This is a genomic window from Pseudoclavibacter sp. RFBG4, assembly GCF_002931515.1.
Taxonomy (GTDB): Bacteria; Actinomycetota; Actinomycetes; order Actinomycetales; family Microbacteriaceae; genus Pseudoclavibacter.
On the sequence record NZ_PSYC01000014.1, the window covers coordinates 80729 to 94097 of the forward strand.

The window sequence follows — 13369 nt, forward strand, 5'->3', positions numbered from 1 at the left end:
GCGACGGCCCCGGAGGTCAGAACGTGTAGTCGACGACGACGGGCGCGTGATCCGACCAGCGGGTGTCGTAGCTGGCGGCGCGGTCGACGGCGTAGGAGACGGCGCGCTTGGCGAGGTCGGGAGTGGCGACCTGGTAGTCGATGCGCCATCCGGTGTCGTTGTCGAAGGCCTGGCCTCGCTGAGACCACCACGTGTATGGGCCTTCGACCTCGCCGGTGAGCGCGCGGCCCACGTCGACGTAGCCGAGCCCCGTGCCGGTGCTGCCGTCTGCGCCTTCGACGCTCGCGCCGCGCTCGCCGAAGATGCGGTCGAAGTAGGCGCGCTCGCGTGGCAGGAAGCCGGCGCGCTTCACGTTGCCCTTCCAGTTCTTGATGTCGAGCTTCGTGTGGCCGACGTTGAGGTCGCCGACGATCAGCGAGTGGGCGCTGTGCGCCTGCAGCTCGGGGAGCCTCGCGCTCATGGCGTCGAGGAACTTCCACTTCTCGTCCTGCTTCGGAGTGTCTGCCTCGCCGGAGTTGACGTAGCAGCTCACGACCGTGAGCGGGGTGCCGTCGATGTCGAAGTCGGCTTCGAGCCAGCGGCCCGCCGAGTCGAAGTCGTCCGGGCCGAGCTCGGTGCGGACGGCGCTGATCGGGATTCGGGAGGCGATGGCGACGCCAGCGCGGCCCTTCGCGGTCGCCAGGTGGTCGTGCAGGTCCCAATCGGACGTGTCGATGAGCTTGTGCAGCTCTTCCGTGGGGGCGCGAACCTCCTGCAGTGCCAGGATGTCGACCTCGCGTTCGGCGAGCCACTCGCCCATGCCCTTCTTGTAGGCGGCACGGACTCCGTTGACGTTCACTGACGCGATGCGAATGGTTCTTGGCATGCGCTCGAGTCTAGACGGGACCACCGACACGGGCTCTCGGCGTCGCCGGTCGCCTGCCCCTGGCGCCCCTCGTCTGCGGTGCGTCGTCTAGACGCGTCCGCCTTGGAAGCGGCGCCGCTGTGCCTCGGCTTCGATCCTGCGCTGCTCACGCAGGAGCGCCCGGTACTCGGCCATGGCCTTCCACCGGAAGAACCGAGGTGCCGCGTTGAGTCGCTCGCGGGACTCGATCACCTGGGTCGCGATCTTCTCGCGCTCGGCACGGAGGATGGTGTCGGACGATTCCTCGCGGGCCTCCCTGGCGGTGAGGAGCCTCGGGGAGGCGCCGATGTCATCCATCGTCACCTTGACCCACGCCGCGGTGAGCAGGAGCACGGTGCAGAGCAGGTTGAGGAAGATCATGAGACCGAGGAGCACGGCGAAGGAGGCGACGAGCGGATTGCTCGTGGCGCCGCCGATGAGTGCCGTCGAGATCTGCTTCAGGATGCCGATGATGATCGCCCCGAGGAAGGCGGCAAAGAACAGCGAGCGCGTGGGGATGCGCAGGCCGGCGAGGATGCGGAGGATGCCGGCCAGGACGACGGTGTCGAACGCGAGGAGGATGAGGATCGTCACGATGCGGATGACGACGAGCGCGAATCCGCTCGACTCGTCGATGCCGACCGTCTCGAGCAGCGACGAGAGGAAGGTCGAGGAGAGCACCGTGAGCGCGGTCGAGATGGCAAGGGCCACGGCGAACGCGAGGAGGAAGCCGAGGTCGATGAGCTTCTGGACGACGAAGCTCCGCTTGGTCGCGACGGGGACGTCGAAGATCGTGCGGATGCCCGTGCGCGCCTGCCCGAGCCAGCCGAGCGCGGTGCCGAGGGTACCGATGAGGGCGATGGCGCTCGCCCAGCCGAAGGCGCCTGTGCTCTCGAGGAGGCTCGGGTCGATCGCTCCCTGCTCGCCGATGAGCCCGGGCAAGGACGAGTTGAGCACTCCGATGAGCCCGTCGCGGAGCTCGGTGTTCGTCGCGAGGAAGATGCCGGCGACAGAAAAGAGTAGCCAGATGCCCGCGAAGATGGAGAAGATAGCGGAGTAGGCCATGCCGCCAGCCAGCACTGAGGCACTTCTCGCCCCGAAATGGGCGAAGACTCGGGCGGGGCGGGTAGCTTGGGCCCAGGCGATGAGTGCTTGCATGCGCTCGCCGAACGGCGCCTCCGGGGGCAACTTCGGAAACGGCGGCGCGAAAGTGGAACTGCGCGAACTCTTGGTTGAGTCTTGCTCGGTCACGGTCGAAGCCTACGTTGCTGTGCCGATACGCTGTCTGAGTTACCAGCACGAAGGAGTTGCTATGAAATACACGGGGTTTGGCGTCGGGACCGGCGTCGCTTTCGGTGAAGTCCTGCGCATGCCTGATCCGCTCCCCGAACCGGCCGACGAGCGCGCCACCGGCGACGCCGCGACCGAGTACGAGCGCGCGATCGCCGCACTCCGTGAGACCGGCGAGGCGCTGACCGCTCGCGCAGCTACCGTCGACGGCGCGGCGAAGAACGTGCTGGAGTCGCAGGCCATGATGGCTGCGGACCCGTCGCTCGCCGACAGCATCAAGGCGGCCACCGAGGGTGGCAAGACCGCCGAGCGTGCCGTCTTCGAGTCCTTCTCCTCGTTCGCCGAGATGCTCAAGAGCCTCGGCGGCTACCTGGCAGAGCGCGCCACCGACCTGGGTGACGTCTCGCAGCGCGTCATCGCCCTGCTCCGCGGCGTTCCTGCCCCCGAGGTGCCGTCGAGCGACACCCCATTCATCCTGGTCGCGCACGACCTCGCGCCTGCCGACACGGCCAAGCTCGACCTGTCGAAGGTGCTCGCGCTTGTCACGCGTGACGGCAGCCCGAAGGCGCACACCGGCATCCTGGCGGCCGAGAAGGGTCTCCCCGCGGTCGTCGCGGTCAAGGAGGCCGACAGCCTCCGCGACGGCGAGACCATCGTCGTCGACGCGGCCAAGGGCCAGGTCATCACCGAGCCGTCCGCCGAGCGCATCGCTGAGGCCCAGGCCGAGATCGACCGCGTCGCGGCGATGAAGGCCGCGCCGGTCGAGCCGGGCGAGCTCGCCGACGGCACGCCCGTGCAGATCCTCGCGAACATCGGCAAGCCCGTGGATGCGGAGCGCGCGGCAGCGCTCGGCGCCGAGGGTGTCGGCCTGTTCCGCACCGAGTTCCTCTTCCTCGACAGCGACACGGCCCCGTCGGTGGAGAAGCAGACCGCCGACTACACGGCGGCGCTCGCCCACTTCCCCGGCAAGAAGGTCGTCGTGCGAGTGCTCGATGCCGGTGCCGACAAGCCCCTCGCGTTCCTCACCGAGGCCGACGAGCCCAACCCGGCCCTTGGCCTTCGCGGCATCCGCGTCCTCATGAAGAAGGAGCAGATCCTCCGCGACCAGCTCCAGGCGCTCGCCAACGCGCAGGCCGCGACCGAGGCGAAGGTCTGGGTCATGGCCCCCATGGTCTCCGACGCGCACGAGAGCGAGCACTTCACGGCGCTGGCTCGCGAGTACGGCCTCATGACGGCCGGCAGCATGATCGAGGTTCCCTCGGCTGCGCTCCTGGCCGAGCAGATCCTCGAGACGAGCGACTTCGTCTCCGTGGGCACCAACGACCTCACGCAGTACACGCTCGCGGCCGACCGTCTCCTCGGCAGCGTCGCGGCGTTCCAGGACCCGTGGCACCCTGCCGTGCTGCGCCTCATCGAGCGCATCGGCGAGGCGGGTGAGCACCACCAGAAGAACGTGGGTGTGTGCGGCGAGGCCGCGGCCGACCCGAACCTGGCGATCGTGCTCGTGGGTCTCGGCGTTCGCTCGCTCTCCATGGCACCTCCCGCGTTCGTCGAGGTCCGCGCCGCACTCAAGCGCGTCACGCTCGAGCAGGCGAAGGAGATCGCGCACCTCGCGATCTTCGCGAAGTCGGCCGAGGGAGCGAAGGGGCGCGTCGTCGACGCGCTCGCGACGCGCGGTGTCATCACGACGGCCGTGCCGGTCGTCGAGGCGTAGGCCTCACTCAGCAGGCGCTGCCGGTTCGCCGGCGGGCGTCGCAGGTGTCGAGCGGGGCGCATCCGGAGTCTTCCGGATGCGCCCCGCTTCTGCGTGCGCGGGGTTCCGCATCCGCCGGCTCGGGGTTATAGTTGTACGGTATCTAACAACGACGGAGCGTGCATGCCTGATCCCGGCCCCGTGGCCGCCCTCGAACGCGTCACGGTGCGATACGGGGCGGGTGTGCCAGCGCTCGACGGCATCGACCTCGAGATCCGGCGCGGCGAGATCCTCGGCATCGTGGGGGAGTCCGGCGCCGGGAAGTCGACGCTGCTGCGGCTCCTCGATGCCGACGAGACGCCGAGCGACGGGACGGTGCTCATCGAAGGCGCCGACCCGTCTGCGATGCGCGAGCGCGAGCGTCGTGGCCTGCGCCGCCGCATCGGCATGGTCTTCCAGAGCTTCAACCTGCTCGCGAACCGGACGGCGCGGCAGAATGTCGAGCTCCCGCTGCGGCTCCAGCGGCGCAAGGATCCGGCGTTCGTCGACGAGCTGCTCGACTACGTTGGCCTCGGCGATCGCGGCGGCGACTACCCGGCTCAGCTCTCTGGCGGGCAGAAGCAGCGCGTGGCCATCGCGCGGGCGCTCGTGACGCGGCCGCCGCTGCTGCTCTGCGACGAGCCGACCTCGGCGCTCGACGAGCGGACGACCAGCGACATCCTGCGGCTCCTCGCCTCGACGCGCGAGGACTTCGGCACGACTATCGCGCTCGTCACCCACGAGCTCGCCGCAGTCAAGGCCATCTGCGACCGGGCCGCGATCCTCGACCGGGGTCGCCTGCAGGACATCGTCTCGGTCGAGCACAGCGCGCGCGATGATCGCGGCTCCTACGTGGAGCACGCGAAGCGGATGCTCGAGTCGTGATGGAGCTCATCGACAGCATCGTCTCCTCCCTCACCGGCAACGCCGACGCGATCGGCCAGGCGCTCGCGGAGACCGGGTACATGCTCGTGTTCTCGCTCGCGGCGGCGGTTGTGCTCGGGCTTCCGCTCGGCGTCCTCATCTACCTGACGCGTCCGGGTGGGGTGCGCGAGCATCGGGGGCTGTGGCGGGTCGCCAACCTCTACGTCACCGTCGTCCGGTCGTTCCCCTTCCTGCTGTTCGTGGTGTTCCTCATCCCGCTCACGCGCCTCGTGTTCGGCACGACGTTCGGCACGCAGGCGGCGACGTTCCCGCTGTGCTTCGTGGGCGTCGCGATCTACGCGCGCCTCGTCGAGCAGATCCTGCTGGAGGTGCCCTCCGGCGTGATCCACGCCGCCAGGTCGATGGGCGCCGACACGGGGCAGATCATCACCCGCTTCCTGTTCGTGGAGGCGCGCAGCGGGCTCGTCTACGCGCTCACCTCGGCCGCCATCAGCCTGCTCTCGTACTCGACGGTGCTCGGTGTCGTCGGGGGTGGAGGGCTCGGCGACTTCGCCCTGCGCTACGGGTACCAGGAGTACGACTACCCGCTCATGTACACGACCATCGTCATCGTCATCGTCTGCGTGCAGCTCCTCCAGACCGGAGGCCACAGGCTCTCGGTCGCGCTCGACCGCCGCTGACTCCCAGTCCGACGACGTCCATCCGCCTCCCGCACGACCCGAAAAGGACCCAACCGCCATGAGACCTCGCCTCCGCTCGATCGGCGCCGCACTGGCTGTCGGCTCCCTCGCCCTCCTGACTGCCGGATGCGCACCGTCCGCCGGGGAGGCGGGTGGCGACGTCGTCACGCTCAAGGTCGCCGCGACGGTCACGCCCATGACGGATGTCGTCGAGGCGGCGGCCGAGGTCATCGAGGAGGGCTACGAGATCGAGCTGGTTCCCGTCTCGGACTACGTGCAGCCGAACGTGCTCGTCGAGAACGGCGAGATCGATGCGAACTTCGTGCAGTTCGTGCCCTTCATGGAGGAGTTCAACACGAAGAACGACGCGTCGCTCGCCGGGGTGAAGCCGATCTACTCGACGGTCGTGGCGTTCTACTCGAAGACCCTGGCCTCGCTTGACGAGCTGCCGCAGGGCGGCAGCGTCGTCATCCCGAATGACAGCGCGAACGCGGCCCGGGCCTTGCAGCTGCTCGCCGACCAGAGCATCATCACGCTCGACCCGAGCGTCGAGCGGTTCACCGCGAAGGTCGCCGACATCACGGAGAACCCGCGCGAGCTGACGATCACGCAGGTCGACCTGCTGCAGCTCAACACGGCGTACGAAGAGGCGGATGCGGTCTTCAACCTGCCCTCGTTCGCCCGTCAGCTCGGTTTGACACCGGTCGACAACGGTCTCGCCGTGGAGCAGGACCCTCAGTTCGCCGTGACGCTCGTCACGCGCGAGGACAAGCTCGGAACGCCCGAGATCGCGGCGCTCGAGAAGGCGTTCACGAGCGACCACGTGCGGGAGACGCTCGAGTCGCTTGACGTGCCGCCGGCGTTCTAGGCGTACAGCTAGCCGGCGGCCTGCGCGAACTCGCGCAGCAGGAGCGAGGCGTTGTGCCCGCCGAAGCCGAAGGAGTTCGAGAGCACGGTGCGGATGCGCGCGGGGCGGGCCTCGCGCGCCACGACGTCGAGCTCGGGGAACTCGGGGTCGTCGAGGTTGAGGGTCGGCGGAATCAGGGAATCACGCATGGTCAGCAGCGAGATGACGGCCTCGAGCGCGCCCGCGGCGCCCAGCAGATGCCCGGTCGCGGACTTGCTGGCGGTGACGGGCACCTCTCCGAGGCGGGCGCCGAGCAGCTCGCGCAGGGCGGCGGTCTCCATGGCGTCGTTCAATGGCGTGCTCGTGCCGTGCGCGTTGACGTGGTCGAGCTGGCCGGTGCTGAGCTTCGCGTCGTCGAGGGCGGAGAGCATGGCGGCGATCGCGCCGCTGCCGTCCGGCCTCGGCGCCGTCGGATGGTGGGCATCTGACGTCGCACCGTATCCCGCGATCTCGCCCAGGATCTCCGCGCCCCGCCCGAGTGCGCTGGTCTCTGACTCGACGAGGAGGGCGGCCGCTCCGGCCGACATGACGAAGCCGTGGCGTCCGCGGTCGAAGGGTCTGCTGGCGGTCTCGGGTGCATCCTCGTGGCCGAGCGCGAGAGCGCCGAGCGTGGCGTTCACGGCCAGGTTGACGCGGTTGAGGCAGTCGTCGGCCGCGACCACGAGCACCGCGTCGGCGTAGCCGTGCCTGATGGTGCGCAGCGCCTCGCCGAGCGCGACGGTGCCGCTGGCGCACGTCGCCGAGAGCCCGGCGCTCGACCCCCGCGCGCCGTAGCGTTCGCTGAGGTACGCGGCTGCCGCGTCGGGGCCGCCGTACACGACGACGCCAGGCGGCACCCGGCGAGGGCCTGAGGCGTCCAGGATGCGCGCGGCATCCTGCGTGAGCGAGACGGGTCCCGAGCCGGTTGCGATGGTGACGGCGAATCGGCTGGCATCGAACGGCAGGGAGCCAGGCGTGATGCCCGTGGAGCGCATCGCCTCGTCGGCCGCCGCCACGGCGTAGTGCGCGTGCCGGTCGAGTCTCGCGATGTCCCCCTTGGGGAGGTGTGAGGCGGCGTCGAAGCCGCGCACCTCTCCGGCGACGCGCACGGCGAGATCGGAGACGTCGACGCCGGTGATGAGGCCGATGCCGCTCTTGCCGGAGATCAGCGACGACCAGGTGCTCGCCACGTCGAGCCCGTTCGGCGTGACGGCTCCCACGGCGGTGACGACGGCGCGGTTCATAGCCGGTCCGCGTCGCCCGAGTCGACGAGCTCGAGCACGGCGGCGCGGCGGATCTTCCCGCCGGCGGTCCTCGGCAGGACGCGGGAACGGTAGAGGCGGTGGGGGACGAACTGCGGCGCGAGGTGGGCACGCAGGTGCGCGAGCATCCGCGCCTTGGCGGGCAGCGACTCGGTTTCGCCCTCGACCACGACCGCCACGATCGAGCCGAGCGTGGCGTCTGGGAGGGCGACGGCACAGCACTGCTCGCAGCCGGGCAGCGATGCGAGCGCGCGTTCGACCTGAGGCAGGGACACCTTGTGGCCGCCGGAGACCGCGACGTCACCTGTGCGGCCGAGCAGCTGGATGCGCCCGCCCTCGAAGGCGGCGAGGTCGCCCACGCTGGCCCAGCCGTCGGCATCCGTGATGCGCTCTGCGCTCGTCGCGGCGAGGTAGTCCTCGACGGCCGAGCCGACCCTGATGTGGAGCGTGCCCGTTTCGCCGGTGGGCACCTCCTCACCCGATCCGTCGCGCACGCTCACCTCAACGCCACCGAAGGGCGTGAGGCTCGTGCCGTCGCCCGCGTCGCTGTACCCGATGAAGCCGATCTCGGAGGCGCCGTAGTAGCTGCGCAGGTGCGCCGTCGGGAGCGTCTCCTCGAAGGTGCGGCGGATGTGCTCCGGCTGGTTCGCGCCGCCCGTGATGACCTCGAGCAGGGAGTCGAGCGGCTGCTCGGCGCGACGCGAGGCCTGCAGGATCGCGAGCAGCATCGCGGGCACGCCGACGAGGCGCTCGATGTGGTCGGTCGCGATGGTTCGCGCGGTGGCCTGCGCGTCGAAGCGGCTCTGCAGGAAGAGGGAGCCGCCGGTCGCGAGGACCTCGACGAGTGCGTAGAGCGTGAGGCTGTAGGAGAGCGGGCCCGGTGCGATCGTCGAGCGGCCGTCCTCGACGCCGAGGTACCTGCGGCTGATGTCCACGTTGTGGTCCCAGCTGCCCCGGGTGCGCAGGAAGCCCTTGGGGAGGTCGGTCGTGCCCGAGGTGAACAGCAGCAGGAACGGCTCGTCGCGGGGTCGGACCTCGGGGCCCGTCGCCGAGTCGCCTCGCTGACCGAGGGCATCCGCCGCCACCGAGTCGAACGTGGCGAGGGAGACGACGGTTCCCGCGAAGGGGGAGGCCCGGAGGTGCTCCTCGAAGCTGGGGTCGTCGGTGATGACCAGTGCGGGTTCGACGCGCTGCAGGATCTCGAGCCGGTGCTCGAGCGGCCACAGCGGGTCGAGGACGGCTGCGACGGCCCGGAAGCTGATGGCGCCTGTCAGGAGCCGCGCCGCGTCGATCGCGCGCGACAGGGAGACGGCCACGATCGGCACGCCATGCGTCTCCGCGGACGAGGCGCCGAGCGCGACGAGTTCGGGCGAGCCGAGGATGCTCTCCACCCCCGCGCGCACCGCTGCGCACGAGCGGAAGAGCTGACGGTAGGTGAGCCGCTCGCCGTCGCCGGCGATCGCGATGCGGTCGGGCCTGCGGGCGGCGACGTCGATGAGCGTGCGAGTGAGGGGCACCCGTCGAGTCTAGGTCGTGCTCCTGGCTGACTACGGAGAGGTCAGCGGCGGCGGCGCGTGGGAGCTCACCATGAGGTGGGCCAAGACGGTGGCGGAGCGGACTTCCCGTCCGCCCGATCGAAGGTTCCCTCTGGAACGTCCTGAGGGTACGTTTGTGCTTGATCAGAGAGGTTTTTGCAACGACTGCACAGCTTCGGACCATCCAAGTCCCAGGCGGTCCCGCGTAGTCTGCGTGTTGGCAGTGCTGGGCATTTGCGCTCACCAAGCGCAGTGGTGGCCATTTGGACGATCTGTCACGGTTCTCGAGGAGACGCCGTGCTGCAGATGAATGCAGGGAATTCCAACCCGCACCCCATCCTCGGCGGCGCTGAACCCGCACCCTCTTCGGGCCTCCGCGCGCCATCACAACCGCCACTGAAAGCGTTCCACCCTTGCCTGCATCGAAAACCGGCCCTCGCGCCGGAGGCGAGCTGCCCCCGAATCTCCAACGGGCCCTGCAGCGCCTCCCCTCTTCGTCGACGTCGCCCGTCAGTCTGCTGTCCTGGCGGGGCTACCGTCTCGGCGCGCCCGTGGGCAAGGTCCTCACCTCGACGTCGGACGGCCCGCTCGATCTTGCGTTCGAAGCCACGACCGACTCCAGTGTCGATGTCCAGCAACGGCCAACGATCACCGCGCTGAAGGGGCTCGGGCGGCATCTTGCTGTGTCACCGGCTCGGGAGAGCCGGGCGACGCGGTTGAGCATCGCCTTCAGCCGAGCCGTGCAGGGCGTCTCGTTCTCTCTGCTGAAGATCCCAGGCGTCGATGACGAGGATGTGCGGATCGTCGTCACCTCCCCTGGCCTGACGTTCGAGCGGGATCGTGGACTCGGGGGCGACGGCTCGGAAGCCGACCCGTTCCGCAACCTGAGGTCGCGTCCCCGCAGTCTCCGGCTCTCCTGGAGGGGCCCGGTGTCGTGGCTGATGGTGCAGCTCATCCACCGCCAGCAGGATGACGTGGCCCGTGGACCCCTCCGGCTGAGCGACCTCGTGCTGTTCGAGGCCGTGCCTTCGGAGCTCGAGCTCGAGCCGGAGCCGCAGTCGGGCTCGGGAGTCCTGGGAGGAGGCGGGTCCTGAACTCCTCGTCGAGTCCGGGCCCTCCACGACCAGCGCGCGGAAGGCCCGAACCCGCAGAGCTTCGCCGAATCAGTCAGCGCTGCAAAGAACGAGCAGCGTGCTCACCGAACCACTCGGCTTGGCGGTCGGCCCTGCGGTGAAGCCTGTCGGGAGCGTCGCGGTCGCGGTGAATCTGAACGCGACCGAGACCGACAGCGTGGAGCGCAGCGCGAGTGTTTGGTTCGCAGCCAGTGGAGCCGTGAGCGTGATCCGGCTTGCGCTTTGGCTGAGGACATTGACGCTGGCAGTGCCACCCGTGACGGAGAAGACGCCGATGTTGACGCCGCCCTGACCGACGATGTCGATCCGGGTGCCGATCGGCAGCGGCTGGGCACCAGCCGTGACCACAAATCCCGGGCCGATGAGGCCGAGGACAGCGCAAGAGCCATCCACGCTGAAGTTTCCGACGGTCGATGCGGACGCGAACGGGGCCGCGGTCACCAGCGCGATGACGGGTACCGACCATGCGGCACCCTTCACGAGGTTGCGGCGGTCGATGGTCCTCGGTGAATTGGGGGAAGAATCGGTCATGGGGGGAGACCTCTCGCGAGTGACGACGTTGTTCGAGCAAGTGCTCCCCGCTATTGAATGAAGAATCGCTTTTGTGCACGGAATGAGCGCTTATCCCGTCGCGTTCTGCCGGATAGACGGCGCGAATCGTTCAGCCTGCCCGGGTCAGGGGCGGATGTGTGAAGAATGCAGTGAGAAGGGCTACGCGCTTTGGGGCGAAGCCGATACTGCGTTGAATTGATATCGCTTCAGAACGCGGTGCATGACCTGCGACGAGGAGAACCCGGAGAGCTCCGCGAGCTGGGTGATCGGCACCTGCGCGTAGCGCTCGTCGTTGAGCAGCTGGTGCGCCAGCTCGGCTCGAGCGCGTCGCAACGCGGAGGCTGGAGCGTCCCCGTGTGTGTGGAACTCCCTCTGGAGCTGCCGCAGGGAGACGCTCAGATCCCGCGCGATGGTCGAGGGTGAGACGTCGGGGTCCGCGCGTCGCACGATCATGAGTTCCAGTGCGCGGGGGTAGAGGCCCTGGGTGCTGACCTGCACGTCTGCGTGGAAGCCCTCACTGCTCAGCAGGAGCGCACCGGACTGCTCGTGGAGCAGCTGCTGGAGGAAGTAGGAGGACAGGACCGTCGGGTCTTCGTCCAGCCGTGCGAGCACCTCGAGGAACGAGGTCACCGGGCGTGCAAGCGCCGTATCTGAGCGCAGGACGCCGCTGTGGTTCGAGACCCGCACGCCGAGGTCGGCTGCGACCTGGGCGGGCACCGACACGAGGATCACGGCGGAGGCTTCCTCGAATCTGATCGAGGACTGCGCTCCCGGCCCAAGAAAGAAGCCTCCGCTGGTCGTGACCGCGTGAGACGCGCCGGCGGGGTCGAGGGTGAGTCGCCCCTGTCGGACCAGCCCGAGGACGATGCGCTGTCGCGCTGACTCGTTCTCGATCCGCACCGGCCCGGTACGAACCTCAGCGCGGAACACGCAGCCGTTCTCGAACACCACGCCGGCGGCGGACAGGTGCCAGTTGCGGTCGTCGCTCGAGAATCGACCGACTCCCGTGTCCACATCCGCGCTCGCCGAGACCCCGTCCACGACAGAGCGTTGAGAGCTCAGGATCAACGAGGATCGGTGAGCGCCGGGGGGAGCGGCCATATAACAAGTGTTCTGAATCCAGAGGTTTATTGCAAGATGAGGCGCCTCTGGTGGCGTGTCGCGGGCTTCATAATGAGACTTTTTTGCGGGTGATTGCAACTTGCAAAGATTGCAATTTATTCTCGGAATTCCCCGGGTCGATTGTCGGAGAATTGCCCATGCTTGGTGAATGGCGTTCACTTCGTCGTGAATACTGCAGGCGGCCTTGCCGCCTTTCGCGGCTCCGAGGTCGACACGACCTCGTCCCTTCAGTCGCAGCGCTGCACGGTCGATCGATGAGCGCGAAGCACGCGCACTCTGTGCACCGAAGGGGGACGGCTACTCCGCGCGATTCCTCAGTTCGCGCCCTCTCACGACGTCCTTCTCGATCTGCTCGAGGCGCTTGGTGCTGGCCTTCGTGTCGCGCGGGGGCAGCTGGATGCTCTGCTCCGCCGCGATGCCGCCCCGCAGCTGCCGGACACGCTCGATCTCCGCATCGCACTGCGCGCCGAAGAGCAGGGCGAGGTTCACGATCCACAGCCACAGGAGCCCGACGATGACACCGGCAACGCTGCCGTAGAGACGCTCGTAGCTGCTGAAGTTCGCCACGTAGAAGAAGAAGCCGGCGCTCGCGATGCCCGTCACGAAGAGCGCGATGAACGCGCCGAGCGTCATCCACTTGAACTTCGGCAGCCTGACGTTCGGCGTGCCGTAGAACAGGACGGCGATCATCACGATCACCACGAGCAGCACGATCGGCCACCTCGCGAAGCTCCACACGGTCAGCGACGCGTCGCCCAGACCGATGATGCCGCCGATGGCCGAGGCCACCGGTCCCGAGAGGGCGAGGATGGCGAAGATCACCAGCATGAGCAGCAGGAGCACGATCGTCCACAGCATCATGGTGGGGCGCAGCTTCCAGAACGGCCGCCCCTCGTCGATCTCGTACACCGTGTTCATTGCGTGCGAGAAGCAGTTCACGTAGCCCGACGCAGACCACAGTGCGCCGAGCAGACCGACGATGAACGCCGTGCCTGCGCCCTGCGACTCGCCCAGCTGCAGCACCGTGTTCCGCAGAGTCTCCGCGAACGTCGGGTCGGCGAGGTGCGTCGACATCTCGTCGATGAAGGACACCGCCGTGTCGGTCAGCCCGAAGAGGCCCACGACCGACATCAGGGCCAGGAGCGCGGGGAAGAGGCCGAGCAGCATGTAGAAGGTGAGCGCCGCGGCCAGGACCGTGCAGCGGTCGCGGAGGAACTCCCGGATGGCGCGCATGAAAATGTAGCGCCAGGCCGGGCCGACCACGTTCTTCAGCCCGTCTGGCTTGCGGGGGTCTCGCGCATCCGGAGCCGTCCGTTCCTTGACGACGCTGGTCTCATGGGCTGCCCCTGGGGTGGTCATAGAGGCAGGCTAGGCGCGCGCGGTGCCCTCGGCGGGGAGGGCGCGCGCTC

12 protein-coding genes are annotated in these 13369 nt (G+C 68.7%); 5 read left to right on the forward strand and 7 right to left on the reverse strand.

The features are described from left to right. Positions 1 to 16: 16 nt before the first annotated feature. Positions 17 to 865: an exodeoxyribonuclease III gene (locus C5E10_RS03720; RefSeq protein WP_104330492.1), complete on the reverse strand. Its 849-nt coding sequence runs from the start codon at positions 863 to 865 to the stop codon at positions 17 to 19. Positions 866 to 952: 87 nt separating this feature from the next. After that, entirely contained in the window at positions 953 to 2041 is a 1089-nt protein-coding gene (locus C5E10_RS03725) for a YihY/virulence factor BrkB family protein (RefSeq protein WP_146080141.1), read from the reverse strand. A 154-nt stretch (positions 2042 to 2195) separates the two neighbouring features. Between C5E10_RS03725 and ptsP the strand changes: the two genes are divergently transcribed. The 4 genes from ptsP (at position 2196) to C5E10_RS03745 (ending at position 6338) form a co-directional block, all read left to right on the forward strand. Further along, positions 2196 to 3887 (forward strand): phosphoenolpyruvate--protein phosphotransferase, encoded by a 1692-nt coding sequence (gene ptsP / locus C5E10_RS03730; RefSeq protein ID WP_104243127.1) that lies wholly within the window; start codon positions 2196 to 2198, stop codon positions 3885 to 3887. 162 nt (positions 3888 to 4049) lie between these two features. Then, positions 4050 to 4790: a methionine ABC transporter ATP-binding protein gene (locus tag C5E10_RS03735; protein ID WP_104330494.1), complete on the forward strand. Its 741-nt coding sequence runs from the start codon at positions 4050 to 4052 to the stop codon at positions 4788 to 4790. Then, positions 4790 to 5470 (forward strand): methionine ABC transporter permease, encoded by a 681-nt coding sequence (locus tag C5E10_RS03740; RefSeq protein ID WP_104330495.1) that lies wholly within the window; start codon positions 4790 to 4792, stop codon positions 5468 to 5470. Before C5E10_RS03735 ends, C5E10_RS03740 begins: the two co-directional genes overlap by 1 nt. A 58-nt stretch (positions 5471 to 5528) precedes the next feature. Then, entirely contained in the window at positions 5529 to 6338 is an 810-nt protein-coding gene (locus C5E10_RS03745) for a MetQ/NlpA family ABC transporter substrate-binding protein (RefSeq protein ID WP_104330496.1), read from the forward strand. An 8-nt stretch (positions 6339 to 6346) separates the two neighbouring features. Here the strand turns inward: C5E10_RS03745 and C5E10_RS03750 are convergent, their stop codons facing one another. Further along, a complete protein-coding gene (locus C5E10_RS03750; RefSeq protein WP_104330497.1) occupies positions 6347 to 7600 on the reverse strand; it encodes a beta-ketoacyl synthase in 1254 nt (417 codons plus the stop codon). After that, the gene (locus tag C5E10_RS03755) at positions 7597 to 9135 is read right to left on the reverse strand and encodes a class I adenylate-forming enzyme family protein (RefSeq protein ID WP_104330498.1); all 1539 of its coding nucleotides are present in this window, start codon (positions 9133 to 9135) and stop codon (positions 7597 to 7599) included. The genes C5E10_RS03750 and C5E10_RS03755 overlap by 4 nt, the downstream gene beginning before the upstream one ends. Positions 9136 to 9566: 431 nt before the next feature. Between C5E10_RS03755 and C5E10_RS03760 the strand changes: the two genes are divergently transcribed. Further along, entirely contained in the window at positions 9567 to 10247 is a 681-nt protein-coding gene (locus tag C5E10_RS03760) for a hypothetical protein (protein WP_146080142.1), read from the forward strand. Between the two features lie 69 nt (positions 10248 to 10316). On the opposite strand, the gene C5E10_RS03765 is transcribed toward C5E10_RS03760, so the two are convergent. The 3 genes from C5E10_RS03765 to C5E10_RS03775 all read right to left on the reverse strand — a co-directional run bounded on the left by C5E10_RS03765 (position 10317) and on the right by C5E10_RS03775 (position 13319). Continuing rightward, positions 10317 to 10817: a hypothetical protein gene (locus C5E10_RS03765; protein ID WP_104330500.1), complete on the reverse strand. Its 501-nt coding sequence runs from the start codon at positions 10815 to 10817 to the stop codon at positions 10317 to 10319. Positions 10818 to 10997: 180 nt separating this feature from the next. After that, the gene (locus C5E10_RS03770; RefSeq protein ID WP_104330501.1) at positions 10998 to 11939 is read right to left on the reverse strand and encodes a helix-turn-helix domain-containing protein; all 942 of its coding nucleotides are present in this window, start codon (positions 11937 to 11939) and stop codon (positions 10998 to 11000) included. A gap of 318 nt (positions 11940 to 12257) precedes the next feature. Then, on the reverse strand, positions 12258 to 13319 hold the full coding sequence (locus C5E10_RS03775; protein WP_104330502.1) for a YihY/virulence factor BrkB family protein: 1062 nt from the start codon (positions 13317 to 13319) through the stop codon (positions 12258 to 12260). Between the last annotated feature and the right edge of the window lie 50 nt (positions 13320 to 13369).

Excerpts from the sequence above, each read along its gene's own strand:
- C5E10_RS03720 (WP_104330492.1), bottom strand. The coding sequence starts at position 865 with ATGCCAAGAACCATTCGCATCGCGTCAGTGAACGTCAACGGAGTCCGT.
- C5E10_RS03725 (WP_146080141.1), bottom strand. The coding sequence starts at position 2,041 with ATGCAAGCACTCATCGCCTGGGCCCAAGCTACCCGCCCCGCCCGAGTC.
- ptsP (WP_104243127.1), top strand. The coding sequence starts at position 2,196 with ATGAAATACACGGGGTTTGGCGTCGGGACCGGCGTCGCTTTCGGTGAA.
- C5E10_RS03735 (WP_104330494.1), top strand. The coding sequence starts at position 4,050 with ATGCCTGATCCCGGCCCCGTGGCCGCCCTCGAACGCGTCACGGTGCGA.
- C5E10_RS03740 (WP_104330495.1), top strand. The coding sequence starts at position 4,790 with ATGGAGCTCATCGACAGCATCGTCTCCTCCCTCACCGGCAACGCCGAC.
- C5E10_RS03745 (WP_104330496.1), top strand. The coding sequence starts at position 5,529 with ATGAGACCTCGCCTCCGCTCGATCGGCGCCGCACTGGCTGTCGGCTCC.
- C5E10_RS03750 (WP_104330497.1), bottom strand. The coding sequence starts at position 7,600 with ATGAACCGCGCCGTCGTCACCGCCGTGGGAGCCGTCACGCCGAACGGG.
- C5E10_RS03765 (WP_104330500.1), bottom strand. The coding sequence starts at position 10,817 with ATGACCGATTCTTCCCCCAATTCACCGAGGACCATCGACCGCCGCAAC.
- C5E10_RS03770 (WP_104330501.1), bottom strand. The coding sequence starts at position 11,939 with ATGGCCGCTCCCCCCGGCGCTCACCGATCCTCGTTGATCCTGAGCTCT.
- C5E10_RS03775 (WP_104330502.1), bottom strand. The coding sequence starts at position 13,319 with ATGACCACCCCAGGGGCAGCCCATGAGACCAGCGTCGTCAAGGAACGG.